27 protein-coding genes and 2 pseudogenes are annotated in these 24,610 nt (G+C 65.6%); 15 read left to right on the top strand and 14 right to left on the bottom strand.

Translation table 11 applies throughout. The annotated features are described in order from the left end of the window. The first annotated feature begins 336 nt into the window (after positions 1 to 336). Both ACFRAQ_RS03515 and ACFRAQ_RS03510 read left to right on the top strand, forming a co-directional pair. Positions 337 to 1,545 carry an FAD-dependent oxidoreductase gene (locus ACFRAQ_RS03515; protein WP_379093602.1) on the top strand — a complete coding sequence of 403 codons (1,209 nt, stop codon included), beginning with the start codon at positions 337 to 339 and terminating at the stop codon, positions 1,543 to 1,545. 98 nt (positions 1,546 to 1,643) lie between these two features. Next, a complete protein-coding gene (locus tag ACFRAQ_RS03510; protein WP_379093599.1) occupies positions 1,644 to 2,522 on the top strand; it encodes a hypothetical protein in 879 nt (292 codons plus the stop codon). Positions 2,523 to 2,598: 76 nt separating this feature from the next. Here the strand turns inward: ACFRAQ_RS03510 and ACFRAQ_RS03505 are convergent, their stop codons facing one another. Further along, positions 2,599 to 3,045 (bottom strand): MarR family winged helix-turn-helix transcriptional regulator, encoded by a 447-nt coding sequence (locus ACFRAQ_RS03505; protein WP_379093596.1) that lies wholly within the window; start codon positions 3,043 to 3,045, stop codon positions 2,599 to 2,601. Positions 3,046 to 3,119: 74 nt separating this feature from the next. Between ACFRAQ_RS03505 and ACFRAQ_RS03500 the strand changes: the two genes are divergently transcribed. The 5 genes from ACFRAQ_RS03500 to ACFRAQ_RS03480 all read left to right on the top strand — a co-directional run bounded on the left by ACFRAQ_RS03500 (position 3,120) and on the right by ACFRAQ_RS03480 (position 6,803). Next, positions 3,120 to 3,494, top strand: a complete 375-nt coding sequence (locus ACFRAQ_RS03500; RefSeq protein WP_379093593.1) for a cupin domain-containing protein — start codon at positions 3,120 to 3,122, stop codon at positions 3,492 to 3,494. Positions 3,495 to 3,930: 436 nt separating this feature from the next. Next, positions 3,931 to 5,448: a glycoside hydrolase family 43 protein gene (locus tag ACFRAQ_RS03495; RefSeq protein WP_379093590.1), complete on the top strand. Its 1,518-nt coding sequence runs from the start codon at positions 3,931 to 3,933 to the stop codon at positions 5,446 to 5,448. Next, complete coding sequence (locus ACFRAQ_RS03490; protein WP_379093587.1) at positions 5,432 to 5,824, top strand: hypothetical protein; 393 nt, start codon at positions 5,432 to 5,434, stop codon at positions 5,822 to 5,824. The genes ACFRAQ_RS03495 and ACFRAQ_RS03490 overlap by 17 nt, the downstream gene beginning before the upstream one ends. 57 nt (positions 5,825 to 5,881) lie before the next feature. After that, the gene (locus ACFRAQ_RS03485) at positions 5,882 to 6,142 is read left to right on the top strand and encodes a hypothetical protein (RefSeq protein WP_379093584.1); all 261 of its coding nucleotides are present in this window, start codon (positions 5,882 to 5,884) and stop codon (positions 6,140 to 6,142) included. Positions 6,143 to 6,584: 442 nt separating this feature from the next. Continuing rightward, positions 6,585 to 6,803, top strand: coding sequence for a DUF6480 family protein (locus ACFRAQ_RS03480; protein ID WP_379093581.1), 219 nt, complete (start codon positions 6,585 to 6,587; stop codon positions 6,801 to 6,803). 368 nt (positions 6,804 to 7,171) lie between these two features. On the opposite strand, the gene ACFRAQ_RS03475 is transcribed toward ACFRAQ_RS03480, so the two are convergent. From ACFRAQ_RS03475 to ACFRAQ_RS03465, 3 genes are all read right to left on the bottom strand, one after another. Further along, entirely contained in the window at positions 7,172 to 7,501 is a 330-nt protein-coding gene (locus ACFRAQ_RS03475) for a plasmid stabilization protein (RefSeq protein ID WP_379093579.1), read from the bottom strand. A 132-nt stretch (positions 7,502 to 7,633) separates the two neighbouring features. Beyond that, complete coding sequence (locus ACFRAQ_RS03470; protein ID WP_379093576.1) at positions 7,634 to 7,810, bottom strand: hypothetical protein; 177 nt, start codon at positions 7,808 to 7,810, stop codon at positions 7,634 to 7,636. Positions 7,811 to 7,903: 93 nt separating this feature from the next. Continuing rightward, on the bottom strand, positions 7,904 to 8,743 hold the full coding sequence (locus ACFRAQ_RS03465) for a glucose 1-dehydrogenase (protein ID WP_379093573.1): 840 nt from the start codon (positions 8,741 to 8,743) through the stop codon (positions 7,904 to 7,906). Between the two features lie 285 nt (positions 8,744 to 9,028). Between ACFRAQ_RS03465 and ACFRAQ_RS03460 the strand changes: the two genes are divergently transcribed. Continuing rightward, a complete protein-coding gene (locus ACFRAQ_RS03460) occupies positions 9,029 to 9,253 on the top strand; it encodes a hypothetical protein (protein WP_379093570.1) in 225 nt (74 codons plus the stop codon). 481 nt (positions 9,254 to 9,734) lie between these two features. Here the strand turns inward: ACFRAQ_RS03460 and ACFRAQ_RS03455 are convergent, their stop codons facing one another. After that, complete coding sequence (locus ACFRAQ_RS03455) at positions 9,735 to 10,064, bottom strand: STAS domain-containing protein (RefSeq protein ID WP_379093567.1); 330 nt, start codon at positions 10,062 to 10,064, stop codon at positions 9,735 to 9,737. A 1,075-nt stretch (positions 10,065 to 11,139) separates the two neighbouring features. Here ACFRAQ_RS03455 and ACFRAQ_RS03450 point away from each other — a divergent pair. Then, a complete protein-coding gene (locus tag ACFRAQ_RS03450; protein WP_379093564.1) occupies positions 11,140 to 12,063 on the top strand; it encodes a helix-turn-helix domain-containing protein in 924 nt (307 codons plus the stop codon). 1 nt (position 12,064) lies between these two features. Next, positions 12,065 to 12,598, top strand: coding sequence for a dihydrofolate reductase family protein (locus ACFRAQ_RS03445; protein ID WP_379093561.1), 534 nt, complete (start codon positions 12,065 to 12,067; stop codon positions 12,596 to 12,598). Positions 12,599 to 12,615: 17 nt separating this feature from the next. Here the strand turns inward: ACFRAQ_RS03445 and ACFRAQ_RS03440 are convergent. The 4 genes and pseudogenes from ACFRAQ_RS03440 to ACFRAQ_RS03425 all read right to left on the bottom strand — a co-directional run. Continuing rightward, positions 12,616 to 12,930: pseudogene (locus tag ACFRAQ_RS03440) on the bottom strand (PAS domain-containing protein); the annotation flags it as partial. A 200-nt stretch (positions 12,931 to 13,130) separates the two neighbouring features. Continuing rightward, on the bottom strand, positions 13,131 to 13,691 hold the full coding sequence (locus ACFRAQ_RS03435) for a hypothetical protein (protein WP_379093558.1): 561 nt from the start codon (positions 13,689 to 13,691) through the stop codon (positions 13,131 to 13,133). Between the two features lie 512 nt (positions 13,692 to 14,203). Next, on the bottom strand, positions 14,204 to 14,509 hold the full coding sequence (locus ACFRAQ_RS03430; RefSeq protein WP_379093555.1) for a hypothetical protein: 306 nt from the start codon (positions 14,507 to 14,509) through the stop codon (positions 14,204 to 14,206). Between the two features lie 650 nt (positions 14,510 to 15,159). Next, on the bottom strand, positions 15,160 to 15,609 hold the full coding sequence (locus tag ACFRAQ_RS03425) for an Hsp20/alpha crystallin family protein (protein ID WP_379095778.1): 450 nt from the start codon (positions 15,607 to 15,609) through the stop codon (positions 15,160 to 15,162). 131 nt (positions 15,610 to 15,740) lie between these two features. On the opposite strand from ACFRAQ_RS03425, the gene ACFRAQ_RS03420 reads away from it, so the two are divergent. Beyond that, positions 15,741 to 16,076 carry a MerR family transcriptional regulator gene (locus tag ACFRAQ_RS03420; RefSeq protein ID WP_379093552.1) on the top strand — a complete coding sequence of 112 codons (336 nt, stop codon included), beginning with the start codon at positions 15,741 to 15,743 and terminating at the stop codon, positions 16,074 to 16,076. A gap of 330 nt (positions 16,077 to 16,406) precedes the next feature. Here the strand turns inward: ACFRAQ_RS03420 and ACFRAQ_RS03415 are convergent, their stop codons facing one another. Together ACFRAQ_RS03415 and ACFRAQ_RS03410 are read right to left on the bottom strand one after the other, a co-directional pair. Next, positions 16,407 to 17,534 carry an alcohol dehydrogenase catalytic domain-containing protein gene (locus ACFRAQ_RS03415; protein ID WP_379093549.1) on the bottom strand — a complete coding sequence of 376 codons (1,128 nt, stop codon included), beginning with the start codon at positions 17,532 to 17,534 and terminating at the stop codon, positions 16,407 to 16,409. After that, positions 17,534 to 17,731, bottom strand: a pseudogene (locus ACFRAQ_RS03410) (acyl-CoA dehydrogenase); the annotation flags it as partial. The pseudogene ACFRAQ_RS03410 and the gene ACFRAQ_RS03415, both read right to left, overlap by 1 nt. A 359-nt stretch (positions 17,732 to 18,090) precedes the next feature. Here ACFRAQ_RS03410 and ACFRAQ_RS03405 point away from each other — a divergent pair. Beyond that, on the top strand, positions 18,091 to 19,191 hold the full coding sequence (locus tag ACFRAQ_RS03405; protein WP_379093546.1) for an AraC family transcriptional regulator: 1,101 nt from the start codon (positions 18,091 to 18,093) through the stop codon (positions 19,189 to 19,191). Between the two features lie 188 nt (positions 19,192 to 19,379). Beyond that, complete coding sequence (locus ACFRAQ_RS03400) at positions 19,380 to 20,204, top strand: SDR family NAD(P)-dependent oxidoreductase (RefSeq protein WP_379093543.1); 825 nt, start codon at positions 19,380 to 19,382, stop codon at positions 20,202 to 20,204. Between the two features lie 143 nt (positions 20,205 to 20,347). Here ACFRAQ_RS03400 and ACFRAQ_RS03395 read toward each other — a convergent pair whose 3' ends face one another. The 3 genes from ACFRAQ_RS03395 to ACFRAQ_RS03385 form a co-directional block, all read right to left on the bottom strand. Beyond that, positions 20,348 to 20,554 (bottom strand): hypothetical protein, encoded by a 207-nt coding sequence (locus ACFRAQ_RS03395; protein ID WP_379093539.1) that lies wholly within the window; start codon positions 20,552 to 20,554, stop codon positions 20,348 to 20,350. 155 nt (positions 20,555 to 20,709) lie between these two features. Then, the gene (locus tag ACFRAQ_RS03390; RefSeq protein ID WP_379093536.1) at positions 20,710 to 22,347 is read right to left on the bottom strand and encodes a long-chain fatty acid--CoA ligase; all 1,638 of its coding nucleotides are present in this window, start codon (positions 22,345 to 22,347) and stop codon (positions 20,710 to 20,712) included. Continuing rightward, positions 22,328 to 22,522 (bottom strand): hypothetical protein, encoded by a 195-nt coding sequence (locus ACFRAQ_RS03385; RefSeq protein ID WP_379093533.1) that lies wholly within the window; start codon positions 22,520 to 22,522, stop codon positions 22,328 to 22,330. Before ACFRAQ_RS03385 ends, ACFRAQ_RS03390 begins: the two co-directional genes overlap by 20 nt. 74 nt (positions 22,523 to 22,596) lie before the next feature. Between ACFRAQ_RS03385 and ACFRAQ_RS03380 the strand changes: the two genes are divergently transcribed. Next, positions 22,597 to 23,325, top strand: coding sequence for a QsdR family transcriptional regulator (locus tag ACFRAQ_RS03380; protein ID WP_379093530.1), 729 nt, complete (start codon positions 22,597 to 22,599; stop codon positions 23,323 to 23,325). After that, entirely contained in the window at positions 23,322 to 24,461 is a 1,140-nt protein-coding gene (locus tag ACFRAQ_RS03375) for a serine hydrolase domain-containing protein (RefSeq protein ID WP_379093527.1), read from the top strand. Before ACFRAQ_RS03380 ends, ACFRAQ_RS03375 begins: the two co-directional genes overlap by 4 nt. The last annotated feature ends 149 nt before the right edge of the window (positions 24,462 to 24,610 follow it).

Genomic DNA, 24,610 nt, shown 5'->3' with positions numbered 1-24,610 from the left:
GCCCCCACCCAAAACGCCAGGCAAGGACTCAATGAGCTTGTGCGCGTGGCGGTTCGAATGCGGCTGCTTGTTCTTCGACAGTGGCGCTACTCCACCGCCATCATGCGCGGATGCAGGGCCGGATCGCCCACTTACGGGGGCGGGATGAGTGTCCTGTCGATACCCAGCGTGCCTATCAGGTCTTCGTGCAGCTCGAACCAGACGTGGTTGGCGGAACCGCACGTAACGCGGAGTCAACCAACGGTTGACGATTGGCTAGCAGTCAACTATTAGTTGACGCATGGCGATAGTTCGTGAGTGGCTTTCGCCGACAGCACATCGAACCGAGGAGTCGCGATGGAAGTCTTCGACAGCGCTGCGCGCCGGCAAGCTGAGTCTTCGGGCAGGCGGGCGACGGTCGTCGGCGCAGGGATCGCCGGCTTGGCTGCCGCGTTGCGATTGCGTCAGCAGGGCTGGGACGTCGTCGTGGTCGAACACGCGCCGAGTCGCCGCAGTAGCGGTTACCTGCTGAACCTGCACGGACCCGGATATACCGCTGCCGAGCGGCTCGGGCTGCTACCGGCGTTGACCCCGCGCGATATCGGATTCTTCACCTCGGTCCTCGTCCACGCCGACGGCCGGGAGAAGCTCAGGATTCCCGCCGCTGTCACCGAGGCCGCTGTCGGGAACCGGACCTTGAGCTTGTTCCGCGGCGATTTGGAGTCGGCACTGTACGACGCCGTCGCCGAGTTCGCCGATATCCGTTTCGGCACCACGGTGCGGGCGATTACCCAGACCCCTGGGGAGGTCGACGTCACCCTCAGCGACGACACCCACCTCCACACCGAACTCCTCGTCGGCGCCGACGGCGTGCACTCCCGGGTTCGAGAGCTCGTATTCGGTCCCGAGTCCGAGTATTTCGTGGACCTGGGCCATATGGTGGGCGCATTTCCGCTGGAAACACCTCCCGCTCACATGCCCGATGGTGTCGGCACCACGTACATCGGCCCCGGACGTACGGCCGCGGTGATGAACCTGGGACCGGCCAGATCCTCGGCGTTCTTCGCCTACCGCTGCCCCACCCCCGCCACCGAACTCGCCCTCGGTGCCGCACCCGCCCTCACCCGTGCGTTCGGGGATCTCGGCGGCGGTGTCGCCGACGCACTCCGTCAGCTCGACGCCGAGCCCGGCACCGCCTACTTCGATTCGGTCGGCCAGATCGTGATGGACCGCTGGAGCCAGGACCGAGTCGTCCTGCTCGGCGACGCGGCCTGGTGCGTAACAGTATTCGCCGGTTACGGCGCCGCCCTCGCCCTCGACGGCGCCGACCGGCTCGGCACCGCGCTAGCGGCACACGGCGACGACATTCCCGCCGCCCTCGACGCCTGGGAGACGACAGTGCGGCCGGAGGTGAACAAGCGACAGGCGTTGGCGCGGAAGGGAATCAGCCGATTCGCCCCGCCGTCACGCACACATGTGTGGGCGGGCGAACTGATGCTCCGCGCAATCCAGCTCCCCGGCATCCGCGGCCTGGTTCGACGCTCCATCCAACGCGCCAACAACTAGCCGCCGAGTCCGCTGATCGGCCGGGCTTCCGGGCAGGCCAATCGCTGACCATGCCATCTTGCGGGCGGGTGGCGGGTGTGCCCGTAGGCTAGGGCGGCATGACGCTCGACCAGGTCGTGGCCGAACTCTACGGGCTCCCGCCCGCCGAGTTCGTGGCCGCCCGCACCGAGCGGGTGCGGCAGGCCCGCGACGCCGGGGACAAGGCCCTGGCCGCCGCCATCGGCAAGCTCCGGCGGCCGACGGTCGCCGCATGGGCGCTGAATCTGCTGTCTCGTGAGGCGAGCGATGATGTCCGCGCACTGCTGGAGGTGGGCGATGCCCTGCGCGATGCCCAGCGCCGACTGTCGGCCGAACAGCTGCGCGCCCTCACCACGCAGCGGCAGAAAGTGGTCAACGCCGTCACCCGCAAGGCCGCCGAGCTGGCGGCGGGCCGGGGCCAGCGCCTGACCGAACCCGTCCTGCGCGATATCGGCGCGAGCCTGCAAGGGGCCCTGGCGGATCAGTCGGTCGCCGACGGGCTCCGCGCCGGAACCCTCACCGCCGCAGCCACTTACGAGGGATTCGGCCCCGCCGCGCTGACCGCGGTTCCCAGCGATGTGCCTCGCAGCTTCGAAACGCGCTCGATGACAGCCGATCCCACCGCGGATCGCGCTGAGAAATCGGCCGCGCGGCCCGCCCCCGATCCACAGGCCGAGGTGCGGCGCGAGCTCCAGGAGATGCTCGCCGAAGTCGAATCCGCCCGCGCCGCTGTGACTTCCGCCCGATCCAACCACGATTCCGCGGCCGCCGATCTCGCTGATCTCGACGACCGCATCGAAGCCCTGCGCGGCGAGCTGACCGAAGCCGAACACCGCCACCGGTTCACGGCCGCCACCGAGCGTTCGGCTCGCGAGGCCCTGCAGCGTGCGCAGAAACACCTGGACGGTGTCGAACGCCGCGTCGAACGTGCCCGGAAGCAATTGACTCCCGGCGTCTGAGCGGACCCACGTCGTATCGGGCGCGGCAGCGGTCAGCGCGCTTTCCGTTGCGCATGAACCGCCGTGACCGGCGAGGTCACAGCGGGCGGAAGGTCTTGGCCCGCCCGGAATCCAGCGCTTCGCTCATGATTTCGCCGAGCACGGCGCGGGTGGTGGCCACCTGTTCGGCGCCGATGCGTCCGGCGAGCCGGCGCTCGTAGTCGGCGTGGAACTCGCGGACGATGCGAAGCATGTCGTCCCCTCTCGGGGAGAGGTGCAGCCGTTTGGCACGCTTGTCGATCGGGTCGGGTCGGCGCTCCACATATCCGTGCCGGACCATCTCGTCGACGACCTTGGCCGCGCCCTGGGCTGTGATGCCGAGTTGTTCGCCCAGCTGGCTTGCGGTGCAGGGGGATTCGGCGAGCGCGCGCAGGACGTACCCGTAGGAAGCGCCGAGGATCACATGACCGTGCTCGGCGAGGTGGGCGTGCAGCTGCTGCACGAACGACTGATAAGCCTGGCCCAGTAGTACGCCGAAATCCATGTGTTGACGCTCCTTTCGCGAAGACATATATTCAACTGTAGTTGAACACCTTGGTTGAACATCTAGGAGGCATCATGCCACTCATCAAAGCCGCCGACGCCCCCACCTTCGAAGCTCCGCTCATGACCGCGACCGGCCTGGCCGCACCCAGCCGCGGCTCCGAAGAGAACAGCGTCTGGCGCTTCACCATGCACCCCGGCAACCCCGGTCACGCGCACGCAGTGTCCCGCGAGGAGATCTTCGTCGCCCTCGCCGGAGCCGCCCGCGTCGAGATAGACGGCCAGACATGCGATTTCCGCGCCGGCGACGCCCTGGTGATCCCGGCGAACACCGTTTTCAAGGTCTCCGTCCCCGGCGACGAACCCTTCGAGGCCATGGCCATCCTCCCCGTCGGCGCCTACGCCCAGGCCCCCGGCGGTGACCGCGTCAGCCCACCCTGGGCGCAGTAACCCACCCGCGCTGGACCGGCCACCGACGCCTGCCTCCGCAATCGGCCAGACACATACTCATGCCGCCGGCCACCGCAGATCGCCAAGACACAACTGAGCCCCGCCCGAATCGCCGGGCGGGGCTCAATCAGTCTGCGCGCGTAGCGGTTCGGTCGACTACGTGTTCTTCGATGGCGCGAGGCTCACGCGTTGAAGCAGAACAAACTCGGCACGCGCGGGCAATCCAGCTGCCACCGGCCAACGCACTGCACTGCCGATGACCGAACGCCTGCAGCAGATCACCTCGACCAGCTGGCAACCCTGCGCAGCAGCGTGCCGACTGAAGAGTCAGTATGCTCTCGTGGTCGGGGAACAGGTCTTCTCTTCCAGCGGCACTGAATCCGGTCTCGTTCGGCACTTCCACTACGCCGAATCACACACCGAAAGAGGAACGACTATGCGCAACCCCGCTGTGCCGGGTTTCCATCCCGACCCCAGCATCTGCCGCGCCGGGCAGACCTATTACCTCGCCTGTTCATCGTTCGAGTACTTCCCGGGCGTACCCCTGTTCTCCAGCACCGACGCCGAGCACTGGACCCCGATCGGGCACGTGGCCACCCGCCCCGGCCAACTCGCCCTCGAAGACGTGCCCACCGCAGGCGGCGTCTGGGCGCCGACCATCCGTTTCCACGACGACCGATTCTGGCTCGTGGTCGCCGACGCCTTCGGCCGCGGGCCGCTGCTGTTCACCGCCGACGGCGCGGACGGGCCGTGGAGCGACGGGATCGAGCTGCACGGCGTGGAAGGCATCGACCACGACATCGCCTGGGACGCGGACGGCACCTGCTACATCACCTTTTCCGGACTCGTCCTCGACGGCGAACAATCCGGCGCACACCACGGAATTCAACAAGTGCGCATGGACACCACCACCGGCCGCGCTCTCGAACAACCGCGCTCACTGTGGTCGGGTACCGGCCTGAAATTCCCCGAAGCCCCACACCTCTACGAAATCGACGGGACCTGGTACCTGCTGATCGCCGAGGGCGGCACCGAACGCGGCCACAGCATCAGCATCGCCCGCGCCGACCACCCCGAAGGCCCGTTCCATGGCTGCCCGGCCAACCCGATCTACAGCCACCGCAGCACCAGCCACCCGGTCCAGAACACCGGCCACGCGGACCTGGTCCGCACCGACGACGGTTGGCGAGTCGTCTTCCTCGGCACCCGTCCCACCGGTCTGACCCAGGCTTTCGCAGTGATGGGCCGCGAGAGCTTCCAGTCGACCCTGCACTGGGTCGACGGGTGGCCGGTGATCGACCCGATCACACTGACCCCCGACCTTCCGGGTACCAAGGCCCACACCGACTTCGACGAACCCCTCGGCGTCGAGTGGGTGTCGGTGCGCGATGCGAATCGCGACTGGGCCTCCCTCGACGCCCGCCCCGGGTGGCTGGTGCTGCAAGGCTCGACCCCCGGCACCCCAGGCCCGGCGATGGACGATCCTCGCCCGCATTTCCTCGGCCGACGCCAGCAGCATGTCCGCTCCCGCTACGCCGCACTGATCGACCCAGCCGACGGCATCGGCGGCCTGAGCATCCGCTACGACGAACTCCACCACTACGACATCGAAATCCAGCCCGACCGCGACACCGGCGACTACCTCGTGCGGGCACGGGTACGCCTCGCGCAAGTCGAACAGACATGGGAACGGCGGGTGCCGGCAGGCCCGACCGTCCTGTGGATCACCACCACCCCGGTCCACGCCAACGGATTCGACCCACACGCGCTGTCCTGCGACACCGTCGGCTTCGGATACGGACAAGGCCCCGACACCACCGAAATCGCCGACATGGACGGGCGCTACCTCACAGCCGACACCGCAGCCGCCTTCACCGGACGCGTCGCCGGCGTCTACGCCGCGAGCGGAACCGTCGCGTTCGACTGGTTCACCTACGATGGCGAACATCGCTGACCCGCAAGGTCAGTGGCGATTACTGGACAGTCGCCTCGGATTCCTCCATCGCGTGCCGGTACAACACCGGGACGATGTGCTCGGATCGGCCGGTTTCTTCGATGCTGTGCCGGATCCAGTTCTCGGCGGTCTGTGTCGAGTACGCCCAGGGGCGTATCAAATTGAGGACCCGTCGTGGCCCGGTACTCACGCCGATCACCGTCTCAGCGTAGAAACACAGCCCTGCCCGCTCCTCCTGATACCGGTGGGTGATGTGACCGACGGTCTGGCCGAATACTCGCAGGTCGAAGTTGAACTCCTCGTCATCGAGGCGGGTCGTCAACACGGTGGCATGGATGCGGTCGTGGAAGTCGTTGAACTGCTCATCGATGCGTGAGGTCGCGCCCAGCGCGAAACCGGACTCGAGGCACGACGCATCCCCGCACTCGCCGCCTTGTTCAGCGAACTGCGATCGGGCTTTCTCCGCGTAGTCCACGCGGCCCTTCAGGCCAAGACAGCACACTCGGGTGCGCACGCCGATCTCGAGCTCGTCGCGGGGGCACTCACCGCCCTCATAGACGGCCTGATCTACGACCGTCTCCTGCATCCGAGTACAGCGATACCCGCAGCCCGTCTCCAGGAATCGCAAGAAGCGGTCGTGACATTGCTGGCCACTACAACCCGACGGGCTCCAGCCGCGCGACCAACCGCATGACTGCTGGGCAACGCACTACTTTGCCGCATACGTGGCGACTTGGACCTGCCGATCCGCGACCCCCGCCCGGTCAGCGGAACTGCCGGAACGGGCCGGGCGGGGGCGGGCAATCTCCACAGCGGTCATCAGGACGTGGCCCGACCCGATAACCGCTGATCATCGTAGGTGCACTCAGGCGCGTGGCCGGGGGCGCCACGCCCACGCGGTATCACAGCCACAACTCGGTATCCGGGGAGCGCGATGCGACAACTGCTCGGCGAAGGATTCCGTCCAGGCCGCCGACTCCGATGCCTCACCCGTTCGGCCCGCGGGCCGGCCCGGCCGCCCGGATTCGATCGGCGTTTCCATGTTCATGATCAGGGCATACCTGTGATGTACCGCTTTACTGATCCTCGCCGAGCAGGATCGCGCGCGGATCATGTCCAAAATCGGAGGTGCCGTCATGTCGATGGACCCTGACCCTGCCCGTATTCCTGATCTGGAGCCCGGTGGTGGTGTGGCGCCCGGGTCGACGCCGCCGGAGACACCGCAAACATCAGGGTTGTCCGCGCCCGAGCCGCGCACCCGTAACCACTTCCCGCCCACCGGGATCGCTGTTATCGCGGTCGTTGCCGTGCTGGTGATCGTGTTCCTCATCGTCGCAGTGGCCGTGCTGGCGTGACAGAAAACAGCCGACGCTGGCACGGTGATCGTCGATAGCGCTGGCGACCCGCCGATATCGTCGCGGGCTGGTCTCTTAGACGGCCTCTGGCTCACCGCCTGCCTGATGAAGGCGCAACGAATCCGACGCAACATCTGCTGATGTTTCGTTCAGGATCCATCGCGTCGGTTCGTGTTCTGCTCGGCCGGGGTCACGGGGGGATCGGCGGGCTCGCCGCGGGCTTTGCGGCGCAGAATGACCACAGCCACCGCGATGGGGATCGCAAGCAGTACTAGTAGTTCCATACCGGCTGGATACCCGAATCCGCCCGCCCGACAAGTCGAGATGGGCACGATCTGATACCGCCGATCCCGCGTTCCGATTCTGGTTCAGTCGCGGCCGAGGGCATGCGCGAGTTGTGCTTTGTTCATGTTCGAGCGGCCGTCGATATTGCGTTTCTTTGCCTCGTTGTAGAGCTGGTCGCGAGTGGGGCCCTTCGGTCCCTGACGTCCGGATCGCTGCCCTCCGCGCTGTTGCGGCGACTTGTCGTTGGTGGAGCTTCGGCTGGAAGTCTTGCTCTGCCCCGACTGCGCACGGTTCTTGTTGACGGTACGGGCCGCGATCTCCTTAGCGCGCTTGGTGCTTTCTCCGCGATCACGGGCAGAGTCCTTGATGTGCTCGTACTGGCGTTCTTGCTTGCCTGTCCATTGCTTCGGCATGGCTGATCTCCTGTCCTTTCAGTGTGGGGGTGAAAGCCGGCGCGGCCCTGCGTTGTGCCAGTGCTCATGCAAATCGGCAATATCCGCGGGCCAGGCCGCATTTCAGCGCTCGACAGCAGTTCGCTCAGAGCCTCAGACGAGGAATCCGGGCTCGGGGTCCATTCCGCCATACCCATCCGGCGATTCGGTTTTGGTGTCCGGATCAGGGTCAGTGGTCACCGCCTGGTGTTCCTCGGCGAAATCCGGGTCACGACCTTCGCGAGGAGCTTCTTCTTCGTCCGTCCCTGCAGGATCGTTGTCTGGGTTCATCGTGTCTTCCTTTGCTGGTTGGTTCGCCCGTCCACAACGGGTACGCGCTGGTAGCCGCATAGTGGCGATGCATGCGGGATTCGCGAGGGGACTTCACAAGATGGGTCGGCCGCCGGTGACGGCCAAACGGGCGCCTGAGATGTAGCTGGCGTCATCGCTGGCGAGAAGAACGTAGGCTGGTGCGAGCTCGGCGGGCTTTCCGGCGCGACCAAGTGGGGTGTTGTCGCCGAAGGAGGCGACCTTCTCCGGTGGCATGGTGCTCGGGATCAACGGAGTCCAAATCGGCCCCGGTGCAACGCTGTTCACGCGGATACCTCTGGGGCCCAGTAGCTGTGCGAGGCTTGCGCAGAGGTTCGCGATCGCGGCCTTCGTCGCCGCGTAGGGCGCCAGGGTCGGGGAGGGCATGTCGGAGTTGACCGAGGAGCTGCCGATGATGGATCCGCCCGAGTTCATATGCGGCAGAGCAGCTTTGACCAGGGTGAACAAGGCCGAGACGTTCAGTTTGAAAGTGTAGTCGAATTCCTCGTCGCTGATCTCTTGAAGATCAGCGTGGGTCATCTGATAGGCGGCATTGCTGACCAGCACGTCGATTCGGCCGAATTCGCCGACGGCGGCGTCGATCAACGCGCGACACTGCTCGGACCGGGACAGATCCCCCGCCACAACCAGCACTCTGCGACCGGCGTCTTCCACCAGCTGCCGTACCGCATCAACGTCATCATGTTCGTTGAGGTAGGACAACACGAGGTCGGCGCCCTCACGGGCGTACGCAATGGCGACCGCCCGCCCGATGCCGCTGTCCGCGCCGGTGATGACGGCGATCTTCCCGGTGAGCTTGCCCGAGCCGCGGTAACTGTCCTCACCGCAGTCAGGCACCGGCCGCATCTCCGATTGCGATCCCGGTGGGGATTGTGTTTGTTCGGCGAATCCCATCGTGTGCTCCTTCGTCCCTTCGCAGTCCCAGGGCCCGCTCTCTCCCCATTTCGGTCTGACGCGTAATCCGGTGTCGACGTACCCAGCGACGGAATGAGCAAACGGAATCGACAAATTCCACTGGACACGCGTGACGGAGAAAATCGCTGGCCAAGATCTGATTCAGCCAATCCGAAGCCGCAATCTGGACGTGACAGCAAATTTTCCGCGTACCCTTGTGCGCTGGATCGATGACGAACGAAGGCGTTGCTGTTCGGCGGTACCCAACCGGCAGAGGAGACAGATATGGACCAGCAGCAGTTCATTGCCACCCGGCGGGAGTTCGACGAGATCGATACGGATCAGGACGGTTTCATCACCTTCGATGACGCGCTCGTGTGGGGTATGGCCCAGGAACCGGAAGTACGGGACGTCGTTGGCCGCCGCATCAACGAAGACCGCATCTGGGCGGAGGGGCAAATCTCCTTCGAGGAGTTCCTGCACTACAAGGATCTGACCAACCACTCATAGGTATGGCGCGCCGGCGGCGGGATTTCAGCCACGGCGCGGCGGGCGACCGGTGCACCGTCGCCCACCTACGATGATTTGCGGTCATTCGGCAATGGCCACGGCCACGGTCGGATGCCTGCTGGTTGAGATATGACACCCCGCCCGGTTCTGCCTCCGTCCGCAGGCCGGGCGGGGGCATATCCCGGCATGGAGGAATCGCCCGCGACCCATAAGGAGCGATCTTCATCCGCTGAGCGACCAAAGGTTCCGATTGATGACCCATTCCGGTCGGCGAGGTGCGCCCGGCGCTACTGTTATCGCAGGTCAGTGAAACAAACTACCTCCCGTTTCGCTGACCTGCCATGTGCGGCTCCCAAGGCCGCGATCCGCACCATGGTGCACAGTGCCGCCAGGGTTGACCCCTGACGGCACTGTCGCGTGACCATCCCGCCCCGCCCGGCCGGGGGCCACGCTCAGGCGACGGACGCAGGCCGGGATTCGGCTACTCGCAGATGTCGAACGCTGTGGCCAGGCCGACGACTTCGAGTATGCGGGTGACGCAGCGGGAGCCCTCGACACACAGCTCGCACTGGCGGCGGTGGGCGAATTCGAGGGCCTCGACCATGGCGCAGATGCCGGCCACGCCGAAGAATGTCACCGCGGTCATGTCGATGACGGTCGATCCGCCGATGCCGATGCTGTCGAACAGTGCGTTCTGGAACATGGGGGCGGTCCGGATGTCGATCTCGCCACGGATGGTGCAGACCTGGATGTCGTCGAGGGTGGTCGTGATCGAGGTGGTGAGCAGAGCAGGGTTGGGCTGGTGAGTCATCACCATCACCTGGATTCGGGGCGCAGTGGCTGGACGCCGTTCGCGGTCAGCGCCCTGGTGCAGCCGCGAGAGACCAGGCTATTTTTTGAACCCTGAATGCACGGTACCCCCGCACCCCACCGGCCGAGCCTTGTACCAAGGTGGCGAATCGGCGACAGTTCGCGGGGGAACCGGGTCCGGCCGTGGCCTGAGGTTGACCTTGAACGCCTACCCTGAGGCAGGTCGGTCCCCTCTGCGGGTGGCGCAGACCCCAAGGCAATAGCCTTTGGGCCCTCGTGGCATTCCTCGCGCGGCCGACCTCGGCGTACACCTCCGCCGCGAGTTGAGAATCCAGCCCGCCCCGGTGAAACCCAGCGTCGGGCACAGATTCGGAGACTCGTCATGACAGCAACCCCACCCGAACCACGCCGAGACAGACCCGCTCCCCGGGCAAGGAAACGGCACACGATCGCACCGGTCATCACCCGCGGTTCCGACGACGACGAGCCCGTGGTGTGGCCGGAGCCGAGTCGGCTCGAATCGTGGTGGGACGCCGTCATGCACCCCACCGAGCCACCCACATGACCCGATACGCCATCACTATCGGCTCCGGATGCGGGACCCGAGTCAGGCTGCCCACCGCATCGGGCGCACCTGGTGAGCGCACTGGAATGTCGAGTTGAGTGCGCCTAGGGGATCGGTGGCAGGAAGCGAGTCTTGGATGTATGGCCACTACCTCCGTGTTGGCCGATCGGTGTCGTGGAAACGGGCGACAGCGGTGTCGAGCACCCCACCGAACTGCACCGCTGTCGTGATCTTGGGACATTCGAGGTCGATGGCGTAGTCCATGTCCATGATCTTCCCGCGAGCATCCCAACCACCTCCAATGTCCAAAACGCACTGACATGCCGCATACCGCGCTGACCGAACCGGCCAGTGAGAGGCAGGAAAGGTCAACTGGCCCTGCTGATCCGTCGTTGGCGGGACGCATTATTTTGCAGTGTGAGTCCGACCTGAACCCGTACGCCGAGGCGGAGTCGGAGGCTGAGCAAGATCGGTCAAGCGGGTTTCGGGGCCACGTTGGCAGACTCGTCGTGTGGCCAAGACCGGACGAGATCGACTACGCGAACTGCTCGACGCGGTGCTGGACGAGAACAACACCACGCTCGGTGCGATGGCGGCTGATGCCTTCGTTTCGCCGTTCCATTTCACCCGGCAGTTCTCGCGTGGTACCGGCGAGCCGCCGGTCGCGCTGAAGCGACGGGTGCTGCTGGAGCGAGCGGCGTGGGAGCTGTCGACGGGTAAGTCGGTCACCAGCGTCGCGTTCGCGGCCGGGTACGACTCGGTGGAGGGTTTCAGCCGCGCGTTCAGCGCCGCGTTCGGGCATCCGCCGAGCCTGACTCCCGCGGACGAGCGCCGACGGTGGTTGCCCACGAGCAATGGCATCCACTTTCACCCGCCCATGTCGCTGTGGGTGACGAGTGCACCGAAAGAACAGGCCGTGCGGGATCCCACGACCCTGCTGATCCATCACGATGTCGACGACACCCGCGAACTCCTCGGTATGGCAACGCAACTCGATGAATCGCAGTACCGGCGGGTGCGATTTCCGGGCCTGCTGGTGGAGTCGTTCCGGGGGCCCGAGGAATCCATTGCCACCGTGCTCGCCCATCTCATCGAGTCGAAGGAGGTGTGGCTGGCCGCGATCGACGGCGAGGATATCCCGACGGCCGCCGGCGACGCCCTCCCGGAATTGGTGAAACGCCATGAGCGCGTGGCGGTTCGGTGGCTGGATACCATCCGCGATCTCACCCGGCGTGGCGGGTGGGACGACACCCTGATCGATGCGCTGTGCGAGCCGCCGCAGAGCTTCGTCATCGGCAGCGTGATCGCCCACATCCTCAGCTACTCCACCCACCGCAGGTATCTCGTACGGCATTGGCTGCGAACCGAGTTATCCATCGCCGGAACCGAAATCGGAGACGGCGACCCCATCGAATGGCTACACCAGAGAGGATGACGTGACCTTCAAGACCGTCTACCACACCGCTACCAGCTTGGACGGATTCCTGGCGACCACCGACCACAACCTGGATTGGCTGCTGTCTCGGCAGGTCGACTGGGACGGCCCGCTGGGACTGAACCGGTTCGCGGCTGGTGCGGGCGCGATCGCCATGGGCTCGAGCACCTATCAATGGATCAATGAGAATTCCACCGAGCCCTGGCCTTACAAGATGCCGACCTGGGTGTTCACCCATCGCGAGTTCCCGGCCTTCGACGACGGCCGTGACGTCCGGTTGACCTCGAAGCCGGTGGAGGTCGTACACAAGGAGATGGCCGCGGCCGCCGACGGCAAAGACCTCTGGCTGATGGGCGGCGGCGAGTTGGTCGGCCAATTCGCCGATCAGGGCCTGCTGGACGAAATCATCGTCTCCATCGCCCCCGTCACGCTGGGCGCGGGCGCACCCCTGCTTCCCCGCCGTCTCGAACTGAAGGCCACGGAAGTCGCCCACAACGGCGAATTCGCCTGCGTGCGTTACTCGGTCGTGCGCTGACGCCCCGCCATCCCATTCATCGCCGCGTGCTCGCCGCCAGCGGTGTCGAGGAAACGGTGACGGCTCGAGAACGGCTCACCGTGGCGGATCGAGCGGGTGATCGCCTCGGCGACGTGGTTGCGATCGTCGGGATGGTTGTGCGCGAGCACCAGCTTGGTGGTCGGCTCGACCTGCCCGGGGGTGTAGCCGTGCATCACATACACCTCCGGCGACCATTCCCACCGGCCGGTGGTGAACCAGAACCGGAAGCTCCCGACCATCGGCCGGACCCCGGGGACCTGTACCCACTCCGGAACATAGCCGTTGTTGTCCGGATCCCGTGACTCGCTCACCACCCGATTATTTCGCATGCCACCAGAACCGCGCCGCAACGATCTGATCGCGTACGCGTCGCTGACCAGGCACTAAGCCGGATCCGCCACGCACTCCCGCCACGATCGAGCGGATGGACAAGGGTCTCGCCCCAGCGTCCTCGTCGGGCTTCCGGTGGTAACCGCCGAAGATCCAACGAAGTTCGGAATGTGATGCTGACCTACAGATCGGCCTTCGCGATGTCCACGTAGGACGTGGCCACCCGCTCCGAAGCGCTATAGCGCACAGCGGTCCGGGGCGCCCATTCCAACCCGCTGGAGCCGGCGGTCAATGCCTCGATCCGCACGTCGTCAACCAGGTGCCAGATGGCCATCCTTCGGTAGTACCCCGTGCGGTCGTTGGACAGTTGGATAGTCGTCTCGACCTCCCGGCTGTGCTCGAGGCTGGTGGCGCTGCCGAGCTTGCGGGTCAACTCAGGACCAAGAGAAGGGATCCGTGGTAGGCACATGTTCACGGTCAGCTCCCGGGATTGCTCCTCTGTGACTCCCATACGAATGCGCGAGGTCCGGACCGAACTGGTGCCCGGGGAAAGCTGTTCGATCTGCGCGTCGCGCTCCCAGAACTGGCTGACCTGTACCCGGCGGATCTCCCGCGGGGACCCGGGAGCTTGGCGCTGTTTGCTGCCCTGGCGACTGGAGACGACGAGCACGTAGGCGGCTAGGGCGATCACGGCCAGGCCGAAAGTCAGGACGATGGCACAAATCCAGGCGACGGCGCGCACCGCCCCCCGCTGGCCGCGGAACGGGTGAAAGCTCGAGCGAATAATCCCTACGCAGCATGTCGATCTGCTGGCGTAGACCGGGATCCTGACCGACCAGGTCCAGCACCTCCCGATAGGCAGCAGTGGGGCCGACGATCACACGGGCGTCGGACTCCGCCGCCACCGCCGGCGCGAGGAAAAAATCGCGATGAACCAGGGCCACGGAGGAGTACAACGGCGGGTCCTCGCCCCGGGATCCGAACTCCGGTGGCTTCGGCAAACCTGACACAGATCAAACATACGATCACCCCTCGCGCGACGGAAGACCGCGAGCCGATGACCGCGCTCCCGGCTAATTAAGGGGTTTGCAGTCCGCGCAGATAGAACGGAAATGCTGGTCAACGGCCTATTCGCGGTGCCGCCATAATCGATATTCGGGGCTGCAGCCCGCAGGTGGCGGAATCATGGTCGGGGGAGTCAGGCGCCCCTTGCGCCACCGGGGAACGCCGGTGGCGGGTTGGGTGAGGTCGGGGTCAGCATGCAAGCCAGTCGTAGTCGTCGGCGAGATCGCGTCGGGTGATCCAGCCGGTCGCTGAGTTCCGGAATCTGTGCGAGCTGAGGGTGTAGTCGTCATCGAGATCCAGTGGGGTGATCCAGGCTTGGTCGCAACGGTCGGCGATCGCGGCGGCGTCGAAGGCGGCGCGCACGCGTTCGGCCAGGGGGTGCAGCGCGGTGGTGTCCAGGCCGATATCGCGGTCGGTGTCGCAGACGTAGCGGCTCTGCTCAGCGCGGTCGCCGTCGCTGCCGTTCGGGAAAAGGGTGCCGGTGTCGGTCCTCATCTTCTGCCTCCCAACGGGTCGTCACAAGGCCTTCACAGGCCGCGGTCGTCGAGAAAAGGGGGCCGGGTGAGCCCGCAAGCCCGCTGGCAACCGGGCTCACCCGTCGACGGAACGAATAACTGATGTGCGTGCGGAAGTGTGGGAACATGCCTGCCTGCGGCTGCCACCTCGAGTGGCTGTGCACGCACCGTCCGAAACGCTCGGACAGTGGATGGTGCCGATGATGCAGGCCTGGGTCGTACGCCACCGTCTCCCGCGAGAACACTCTCTTCTTGCTGTATATCGGAACGGGCATCACCTCACTTCCTGCCTCACGCCGCGGTTACCGCCGCGGTCGGTGCGGGCGCATCCGGTACGGCGGACCGCGCCCGATGCCCTGCCCCGGGCCGGTCCGACGGCCCCGCCGCCGAGCGGGGCCCGTCCGTGCAGGATCGGACCGGCGCGATCGGGGCACCGGTGCAGGGATCGTCCCCGGTCGTGGGACTCGCGGTACCGCGGTGGCGTTCAGGATCTGCTCGACCTCGGCGAACAAGTCCTCGAGGTCGGGATCCAGCGCGAGCAGCCGCGCATCGAGCCGGTCCAGTCCCGCACCCGTGACAGCCGACATGGTCATCACCACACTCCCTCTACTCAGCAAGAGGCAGGCCCGTTCAGGCGTTGATGGCCTGACGCTCGTGGTCGGCGTGGGTGATCTCGATCTTGCGGGGCTTGGCCTGCTCGGCGACCGGGATCACCAGGCGCAGCACGCCGTCGCGGTAGTCGGCGCGGATCTGCTCGGTGTCGAGGTTCTCACCCAAGAACAGCTGACGGGAGAACACTCCGCGGGTGCGTTCCGCGGCGATCATCGACCGTCCCGGATCCAGCTCCGGGCGCGCGGCCTTCACCGTCACCACATTGCGTTCGACATCCAGATCCAGCGAGTCGGGGTCGATGCCGGGCAGGTCGAACTCCACGAAGAACTCGTCGCCGTCGCGCCAGGCATCCATCGGCATCACTACCGGCTGCGCCGGGGTCCCGAGCACAGCACGGGTCAAACGATCCAGGTCACGGAAAGGATCACCAAAGGGATCGGTGCGCATCAACATGGTTGCCACCTCCAGTTACTCCATTCTCGATTGAAGGCAACTCAGATAACCTCTGTCATCTGACAGAGATAATTTCTAGCACTCTCGCTAAGTGAGTGCAAGGGCCTGGAGCAGGTAATCTGATGGCGACGAGGAACAGGAGTGCCATGGATCCCCAGCAACACCCACTCGGCCACCTGCCCGGCGCGGAGCTGGCGGTGTATGCGATCTCGGTCGCCGCCGAGTTGTCCGGCCTGGGCGTGCAGACCCTGCGCCTCTACGAGCAGCACGGCCTGATCGCCCCGGTCCGCAGCAGTGGCGGCACCCGCCGCTACAGCGGCGCCGACCTCGCCCGCGTCGCACGCATCAGCGCACTGACTGGGCAAGGAGTCAACCTCGCCGGCATCGCGCGCATCCTCGACCTCGAAGACGCCAACACCGTCCTGCGCGAATCCAACACCGCCCTGACCGCCGAACGCGACCAACTCCGCGACCAGCGCTGACCAAACGTCCGCAACTGCCTGAGCCCACACCGCATACCGCGCTGACCGAACCGACCACCTCAGACAGCCGACACAGCTGAGCCCCCGCCCAGAACGCAGGGCAGGGGCTCAATGAGTCTGCGTCCGTGGCGGTTCGACCGCAGCTACTTGCTCTTCGACGGTGACGCTACCCCGCTTCGGGACTCGACGACGTCGCCGTCCAATATCTGCACGTCAAACACCCCGTTCACACCTCAACTCACATAAGGGAACCGAACCCGGTTGCACCGCCGGAGAACGTACGCACGGACCCTGGCGGGAAGGTCGGTGAGTACGTCGGGGTCGCGATGGTCATCGAATCCCATTGTTGCTGTGGTCGAAGACGATGACCTGCCGGACGGCTGCGCCGTCGGCGAGCAGGTCCATCGCTTCGTTGATCTGTGTCAGTTCGATGCGTGCGGAGATCAGCTTCTCTACCGGGAGCCGTCCCGCGCACCACATGTCCTCGTAACGCGGGATATCCCGGGACGGCACGGCCGAGCCCAGATAGCTGCCGACCAGGGTGCGAGCCTCTGCGGTGAGGCTCAGCGGCGGCAGGGTGATATTCGTGTCGGGCGCGGGCAGGCCGACGGTGATGGTCAGGCCCCCGGGAGCCGTTGCCGCGTAGGCGGTTTCGAGAGCGGCGGGATGACCCGCGCATTCGACGACGTACCGAACCCGGATTCCAGCGTCCCGGACCTGTTCGGGGGTATAGGTCTCCGTCGCACCGAGATCGCGCGCCATGGCCAGTTTGTCGGCCATGCGATCCACTGCGATGATGCGTCCCACACCGATGGCCTTCGCGGTGAGCAGGGCCGCCATGCCCACCCCTCCGAGGCCGACGACCATGACGTCGTCCCGGGGCTGGGGCCGTGCGACATTGAGGATGGCTCCGCCGCCGGTGAGCACGGCACACCCGAACAGAGCAGCGACCTCGGGCGGCACGTCGGAGCCGACCGCGACCACCGAGGCCCGATCGACGATGGCGTGTGTGGCGAAGCCGGAGACACCCAGGTGGTGCCGAACCGGATCACCCGCGCGGGACAGACGCCCCATGCCGTGCAGCAGTTTCCCCGCGTTATTGCTGCGCGAGCCTTCCGAACAGGGCAGTTGCCCGTCCCGCTCGCACGCATCGCAGTTCTCGCAGCGTGGCAGGAAGGACATGACGACCCGCTGCCCCGGCCGCAGATCCGTCACGCTCGTGCCGGTGGAGACGACCGTCCCGGCCGCCTCGTGCCCGAGCAGCATGGGCAGCGGCCGCGGCCGATTGCCGTTCACCACGCTCAGATCGGAGTGGCAGACTCCGGCCGCCTCGATGGCGACGAGCACTTCGGTGGGACCGGGATCGCCCAGGTCGATTTCGCCGACAGTAATGGGTCGCGAAGCGGCATAGGGTCGTTCGCGGCCGCTCTCCTCGAGCACGGCTCCCGTGATACGCATCAGATCTCTACCATCTGGCAGTCGTCGATAAAGCGGCTCAGCCGACGCAGATGGTCGCTGGAATCTCCGAGCGAATGCTCGATGGCGGTGAGCCGGGTCGTGTAGTGGCCGACCGGGTATTCAGCGGTCGTACCGATGCCACCGTGGAGCTGAAGGGCCTCCTGCCCGATGTGCCGCGCGGAACGCCCGATCCGCAGAGCCTTCCCGAGCTCCGCACCGAGCCGGTGCCGCTTCCGGATGTCGGCCGGGATTTCACTCCGAAAGAACTCGCGCAGCTGGTCACGAAATACGAGCTCGTCGTCGTTGAGTGCCAATTTCAAGCCTTGACCTCCAATTTCAGGGCCCCACGGCCCCTGCGGACACGACCGGTCAGGCGGAACCCGCCGCCATCGCCGAAAATGATACACAAGTAGTCAAGTGTCTCAAATTGGTGCGAGGAAGCGCGCTGCCCGCCGCGAGCCCAGCACCTGGCACACCCTCTCCGTCATGACCGCGGCATTCGGTGTGAGTGGCCATCTGACACACCCACATTCATCGACGCGCCACCGATCGAGCCTTGACCACCGAACTCCTGCCGATGCACGCCCGATGGCCGGCGAGCTCCTTGCTCTGGAATGACCGAGATCTGATACTGGGCGACATGTCCACGATCCGTTCCGCCGCGCTGCGGGGGTTCCGCACCACGGTGGCCGAGCTCGGTGGTGACGCGGACGAACTGGCGGCGAAGGCAGGGCTTTCGCCGGTCGCACTCGACAGTGACGACGTACTCGTCGCGGACCTCGCTGTTGCCAGGGTCCTCGAGTCCGCCGCGCGCGAATTGGACTGCCCTGATTTCGGATTGCGGGTGGCCACGCGCCAAGACCTTGGATCACTGGGTCCGCTGGCCCTGGCGATCCGGAACGCGCCAACCGTCGCTTCGGTGCTCGAATGCACATCGCGGTACCTGTTCCTGCACGCCCGGGGAATGAGCGTCGCAGCGGAGGCCGACCCCAACGGGGCGCGAGGGGTATTGGCTCTGCGATATGGGGTCTCGCCGGATGAGCGGGTCGTCTCGGCCCAAGGCATGGATCTGGGACTCGGCTTCCTGCACCGCGCCCTCGAATTCCTGCTGGGAGGCCGATACGGGCTGCGGTCGGTGGACCTGCCTTATCGACCTCGCGCGCCGATCGAGCGGTACGAGCGGTTCTTCGGAGCTCCCGTGCAGATCGCTCGTCCGGCGGCGATGTTGCGGGTGCCACGCAGTATCACCACCCTGCCCCTGGCTGGCGCGGACGAGGCATTGATGCGCTCGGCGTTGACCTTCCTGGCCGAGCAGGCTCCGTTCCGTCCCGCGCCGACCGTCGCCGCACAGGTACAGCATGCGGTGCGGCAGTCGCTGGGCACTACGCCGGCGGAGATCAGTGTCGTAGCCAAGGTTTTGGCGGTGCATCCGCGCACGCTGCAACGGCGGCTGGCCGCGGAGGGCACCTCGTTCGCCGCCATTCTCGACGAGGTCCGCCGCAAGCAGGCCCGCCGCTATCTCACTACCACCGACCTGCCGATGAGCCAGATAGCCGCCATGATCGGGCTGACCGAACAATCCACCCTGACTCGATGCTGCCGACGATGGTGGGACGCCACGCCCCGGGAAGTGCGCCGCGGCACTCAAACACACTGAACTGGCGTTATCGCGGTTCGGATAGTTGGCCAGACTGCCCTGCGCTGTCGCTCAGGGCTAAATAGTTGTCATCTCCAATCAAGTAACAGCAGGTTCGCCACAACAGACTGGGGGCCAAGTAACCTCACGCGACTGTTGAAGGAGAACCAATGTCACTACCCCCCTACGCATTCGAGGGGGCCACCGCGTTGGTCACCGGCGCCGCGAGCGGTATGGGCGAGCAGATGGCATACCGGCTGGCCGAACGCGGCACCAATCTCGTGCTGGTCGACCGTGACGGCGACCGCCTCGGTGACGTCGAGGACGTGCTCGGACAGGCCCACCCGGACCTCGTGGTGGATACCTACACGGTCGACCTTTCCGACCTCGACGGCGTGGAGGTGATGGTCGAGGCGATCCTGGCCCGGCATCGGGGGATCACCTTGCTGATCAACAACGCTGGAGTGGCAATGGGAGGAGGCTTCGCCGATCTCACGCCCGACGAATTCGAATGGGTTCAAGACATCAACTTCCGCGCCCCGGTTGTGTTGACCCGACTACTGCTCCCGACCCTGCTCGCGACACCGGGCAGCCACATCGTCAATGTGTCCAGCCTGTTCGGGCTCATCGCCCCACCAGGGCAAAGCGCCTACGTTGCAAGTAAGTTCGCGCTGCGCGGATTCAGCGAGGCCTTGCGACACGAACTCGCCGATCAGGACGTCGGCGTCACCACCGTGCATCCCGGCGGAATCCGCACCCGGATCGCCGAAACCGCCCACATCGCCGGAGCAACCGACGACGATCAGATACGGGCCGGTCGGGCGACGTTCACCAAATTCCTGACCTATCCAGCAGACAAGGCCGCCGAGCAGATCCTCGACGGCGTCGAGCATCGCAAACCCCGCGTGCTGATCGCTTCCTCCGCCATCACGGCTGATGTCGTAGCCAGGCTGTTCCCGGCCTCGTATCTGTCGGTGCTGCAGCGCTTGAGCCCTGGCCGCAAACGTAAACGCCGTCCGGCGCGCATGCTCTGAAGGTCTGGCGATGACGCCGCCCGCGACGACGCGAGCGGCGTCATCGCCCCGATGGTTCTGCAGGCCGGTTGATCCGCTGAGCGATGATGTCGCCGGTGTTGGTTCGGCTGTCGACGATTGTCTGCGGATGGTCCGCGCGTTCGTCAAATATCGCAGATGCAGATGTGGACGCCTTCGATGACCCGGATGATGTCCACAATCGAGATGATCTGCTCGAGCGCGGTATCGGAGAGCCCTTCAGCCGCCGCGGTGAGCCGGCGCAGGCTGGGATGGCTGATCTGGGCGATGATTTCGACGTTGTGGCCGTGCTGGCACCGGCTGTCGTCGCTGTCCTGATGTTCCTGAGACATGTGAACTCCGTTCCGCGCGTACTGGTTTCGGGGAGGGGCTATTCACTGTGGTGATGTCGAGCAGGTTCCGGCGGCTCGCCGGGGTGATCGCCGGATCTACTCTCGACCCCGACCAGCTCGGCTCGATCGGGGTCAGCAGGGGCGAGGACCTGAGGTCAGGGCAAGGTGGTGACAGTCAGATCGCCATTGGCGTACTGGGCGCGCAAACGCTTCTTGTCGAACTTGCCGACGCTGGTCTTGGGAACCTCGGCCAGGAACGTCCATCGCTCGGGAAGCTGCCATTTGGCGAACTTGCCGGTGAGGAATTCCCGCAGTTGTTCGGCGGTGGCGTCGGTGTTCGCCTCGAGCACGATCGCAACCAATGGCCGCTCGTCCCATTTGTCGTCCGGCACCCCGATGACCGCAGCTTCGGCGACGCCCGGGTGCGCCATGACGGCGTTTTCCAGGTCCACCGAAGAGATCCACTCCCCACCGGACTTGATCACGTCCTTAGCGCGATCAACCAAGGTGAGGAATCCGCGGGGGCTGATCGTGCCGACGTCGCCGGTTCGTAGCCAGCCGTCATCGAATTTGTCCGCGTCGACGACCGCGCCCTCAGGTGAATAGTAGGACGCGGTGATCCACGGTCCGCGGACCTGCAACTCGCCCACTGCTTGTCCGTCATGTGCCAGCACGGTGCCGTTGTCGCCGACCAGGCGCGCCTGCACGCCGGCGGGGAAACGGCCCTGGGTGTAGCGGAATTCCCACTCACTCTCACCGCGGGCTTCGGCCGGCGGGTGAGCGACGCTGCCCAGCGGTGAGGTTTCGGTCATTCCCCATGCCTGCAGGATCCGCACGCCGTGCTGTTCCTGGAAGGAACGCATCATCGATGGAGGCACTGCTGATCCGCCCACCACCGCACTACGCAGATACGAAATGTCCTGGGGTGCGGTCGCGAGTGCGGCCAGCACGCCACCCCAGATGGTAGGTACGGCCGCCGCGAAATTCGGCTTCTGGTCAGCGATGAGTTCGAGCAGCGGTCCCGGTTGCAGGAAGCGGTCGGGCATGAGCAGGTTCGCGCCCGACATCAACGCCGCGTAAGGCAGGCCCCAGGCATTGGCGTGGAACATCGGCACGATCGCCAACACGAGATCGGAATCGTTGCAGCCCATGCCCATCGGCGAGCAGACCTGCATCGCGTGCAGCCAGTTGGAGCGGTGCGAGTACACGACTCCCTTCGGGTCCCCTGTGGTGCCGGAGGTGTAGCACATTGCTGCGGCGCACTTTTCGTCCAGGATCGGGTAGTCGAAAGTGCCGGCCGCGGCGGCGAGCAAGTCGGTGTAGGAATGCACCTGAACACCCTCGGGGGCTGCGAGCGCAGCACCATCCCCGTTCGCGACGATCACGTGGCGCACCGTCTTCAAGTCGGGCAGGTACTGCGCGAACATCGGCACCAGTGAGCCGTCCACGATCACAACCCGATCCTCGGCATGGTTGGCCACATACACCAACTGCTCGGGGAACAACCGAATGTTGAGGGCGTGCAGCACCGCACCCATCGCGGGCACACCGATGTAGGCGACCATGTGCTCGTTGTTGTTCCACATGAAGGTGCCGACCCGGTCACCAACCCCGACGCCCAAGCCGCGCAGCGCATTCGCCAGGCGTGCCGCCTCCGAACCCATCTCGCGGTAGGTCATGGTCCGCACGCCGGAACCGGTCCAAGTGGACACGGTGCTCTCACCGTGGGTTGTCGCCGCGTATCTCAGTAGCGTCGCGAGCGAGAGCGGCTCGTCATGCATGGTGCTCAACATCGGTCAGCGTCTCCTTCGTACATCGGCCGCGCCGCATCGTCCGCGGTGCGGCAGGTGAGCCGGTGCTCGGCTCGAGCCCGGGAATGGCGCCATCGCCTTCCTGGCTGCCACCGAAGCGGTGATGACCACCAAGTTTTGGCAGCACCGGCAACAAGAACTTGTCTGCACGCGACAAGAATTTGACTCTGAACGACAGCGCTCGAAACAACACCGGGCCACTGCGTCGAGGTAACGCACCCGGATCCGTACATGGATCCGCGCGATCTCCTGATCGCCGCTCGTCCACTGACGCCCGTGCGGGCGGGTGACTACGTCCTCGGGGGTGAGCCCTCGCGCAACAAATACTTGATTCGTTGCATCAGATGTGAGTATGTTGCATCTATGAGTGGTCTCGGTCACAACAATGCTCTCGGCAACCAGGCGGTTGCCCTCGCACGGCGCAAATTCCTCGCCGGCGACCGGCTGGACATGCAGAAACTCGCCACCGAACTGGGTGTCGACCGGTCGACCTTGTTCCGCTGGGTCGGCAATCGCGACCAGCTGCTCGCGACGATCTTGTGGTCGCTGGCCGAACCGACTCACCGCGCCGCGGTGGAGGCGACCAACCGCACCGGCGTGGCCCGGATCGCCGACGTGACGCGCGTGTTCGGGCAAGCGTTGATCGACGCGCCGTTCTTCAGGACGTTCCTGCGCCGCGAACCCGAGCGAGCGCTGCGGCTGCTCACCACCAAGGACAGCCCGGTCCAGCACGAAATCGTCAACGCCATCGAGCGCGTCGTCCAGCAGGAACTGGACCGCGGTCATCTCATCCATCCACTGTCCGCGCACGACCTGGCCTATCTGATCGCGCGCATCGGCGAATCGTTCATCTACGCCGACCTGATCACCGGCGACAACCCCGACGCAGCCAAGGCCGCTCTCGCGGTGGCGGCGCTGCTGGGTGATCCGACCTATACCCCGAAGGGAATCTTTTCATGACTGCGTCCGGGCACTGTAGCCCCCAATTCGACCAGCTACGAACAACATTCGAGCAGAACATCGCCTCGGGCGAAGAACTGGGCGCCTCGATCGTTATCGACATCGACGGCGAGACCGTGGTCGATCTGTGGGGCGGTTACCGCGATAGCGAACGAACCAGACCCTGGGAAAAAGACACCATCACCAATGTTTGGTCCTGCACCAAGACCGTCACCAGCCTGGCAGTGCTGATGCTCGTGGACCGCGGCCTGCTCGACGTGCGCGCACCCGTAGCGACGTACTGGCCCGAATTCGCCGCCAACGGCAAAGAACACATCGAACTGCGCCACCTGCTCTCGCATACCTCCGGTGTCTCGGGCTGGGAGCCCCCCTTCGGCCTCGACGACCTCTACGACTGGGATCTGGCCAGCTCGCACCTGGCCGCGCAGGCACCGTGGTGGGAACCAGGAACCGCGTCGGGATACCACGCCCAGAACTTCGGACAGCTGCTCGGGGAAGTCGTTCGCCGGGTCACAGGCAAGACCCTCGCGCAGTTCGTCACCGAGGAAATCGCCCGTCCCCTGGACGCCGATTTCCAGATCGGTGCACGCGAAGCCGATTGGCCCCGCATCTCCGATGTCGTGGCCCCGCCGCCGCTTCCGTTCGAACTCACCGCGCTGCCCGAGGACAACCTGCTGCGCAAGACCCTCGGCACACCCCCGCTGGACGCGGACGCCGCGAACACCGAAGCGTGGCGGCGCGCGGACCTGGGCGCTTATAACGGCCACGGCAACGCTCGCTCACTCGCGCGCATCATGTCCGTCATTCCACGCGGCGGAACCGTCGACGACATCACGCTGCTGAGCCCGGCCACGATCGAGCTGATTTTCGAAGAACAGAGCAACGGACCCGACATGGTGTTGGGCGTCCCGATGCGCTTCGGCATCGGGTACGGCCTGCCGCACAAGCGACTCGTCCCGTACATCCCCGATGAACGGATCTGCTTCTGGGGCGGCTGGGGCGGCTCGATGGTCGTGATGGATCTGACCCGCCGCATGACCATCACCTACGCGATGAACAAAATGGGCGCCGGCCTCATCGGTTCACCTCGAAGCGAGGCCTACGTCCGCGCCCTCTACCAGGCGATCGACGCCTGATCCCCCGCCGCAACCAGCCCGGCCGCCGTGCTTCGAGAGCCGGCCGGCGCCTCGCCCGGAAAGGTCGACACGCTTATGGCTTGGGACGGCGATCGGCCGTGACTGCCGAGGACTGGATATCGCCCGAAGGTGATGTGCACGTGCGAATC

Source organism: Nocardia sp. NPDC056611 (assembly GCF_042792755.1).
Lineage (GTDB): Bacteria > Actinomycetota > Actinomycetes > Mycobacteriales > Mycobacteriaceae > Nocardia.
Note: the sequence above shows the minus strand (reverse complement) of the source record. Positions and strands in the feature narration are given on the sequence as shown.

Bases quoted from the DNA above. Each gene is read 5' to 3' on its own strand.
- ACFRAQ_RS03470 (WP_379093576.1), bottom strand. From the start codon at position 7,810: ATGAACCCAGACAACGATCCTGCAGGGACGGACGAAGAAGAAGCTCCT.
- ACFRAQ_RS03455 (WP_379093567.1), bottom strand. From the start codon at position 10,064: ATGACTCACCAGCCCAACCCTGCTCTGCTCACCACCTCGATCACGACC.
- ACFRAQ_RS03430 (WP_379093555.1), bottom strand. From the start codon at position 14,509: ATGAGGACCGACACCGGCACCCTTTTCCCGAACGGCAGCGACGGCGAC.
- ACFRAQ_RS03510 (WP_379093599.1), top strand. From the start codon at position 1,644: ATGACGCTCGACCAGGTCGTGGCCGAACTCTACGGGCTCCCGCCCGCC.
- ACFRAQ_RS03420 (WP_379093552.1), top strand. From the start codon at position 15,741: ATGGATCCCCAGCAACACCCACTCGGCCACCTGCCCGGCGCGGAGCTG.
- ACFRAQ_RS03515 (WP_379093602.1), top strand. From the start codon at position 337: ATGGAAGTCTTCGACAGCGCTGCGCGCCGGCAAGCTGAGTCTTCGGGC.
- ACFRAQ_RS03475 (WP_379093579.1), bottom strand. From the start codon at position 7,501: ATGCCGAAGCAATGGACAGGCAAGCAAGAACGCCAGTACGAGCACATC.
- ACFRAQ_RS03505 (WP_379093596.1), bottom strand. From the start codon at position 3,045: ATGGATTTCGGCGTACTACTGGGCCAGGCTTATCAGTCGTTCGTGCAG.
- ACFRAQ_RS03390 (WP_379093536.1), bottom strand. From the start codon at position 22,347: ATGTTGAGCACCATGCATGACGAGCCGCTCTCGCTCGCGACGCTACTG.
- ACFRAQ_RS03375 (WP_379093527.1), top strand. From the start codon at position 23,322: ATGACTGCGTCCGGGCACTGTAGCCCCCAATTCGACCAGCTACGAACA.
- ACFRAQ_RS03415 (WP_379093549.1), bottom strand. From the start codon at position 17,534: ATGCGTATCACGGGAGCCGTGCTCGAGGAGAGCGGCCGCGAACGACCC.
- ACFRAQ_RS03495 (WP_379093590.1), top strand. From the start codon at position 3,931: ATGCGCAACCCCGCTGTGCCGGGTTTCCATCCCGACCCCAGCATCTGC.
- ACFRAQ_RS03380 (WP_379093530.1), top strand. From the start codon at position 22,597: ATGGATCCGCGCGATCTCCTGATCGCCGCTCGTCCACTGACGCCCGTG.
- ACFRAQ_RS03490 (WP_379093587.1), top strand. From the start codon at position 5,432: ATGGCGAACATCGCTGACCCGCAAGGTCAGTGGCGATTACTGGACAGT.
- ACFRAQ_RS03480 (WP_379093581.1), top strand. From the start codon at position 6,585: ATGTCGATGGACCCTGACCCTGCCCGTATTCCTGATCTGGAGCCCGGT.
- ACFRAQ_RS03500 (WP_379093593.1), top strand. From the start codon at position 3,120: ATGCCACTCATCAAAGCCGCCGACGCCCCCACCTTCGAAGCTCCGCTC.
- ACFRAQ_RS03395 (WP_379093539.1), bottom strand. From the start codon at position 20,554: ATGTCTCAGGAACATCAGGACAGCGACGACAGCCGGTGCCAGCACGGC.
- ACFRAQ_RS03460 (WP_379093570.1), top strand. From the start codon at position 9,029: ATGGACCAGCAGCAGTTCATTGCCACCCGGCGGGAGTTCGACGAGATC.
- ACFRAQ_RS03465 (WP_379093573.1), bottom strand. From the start codon at position 8,743: ATGGGATTCGCCGAACAAACACAATCCCCACCGGGATCGCAATCGGAG.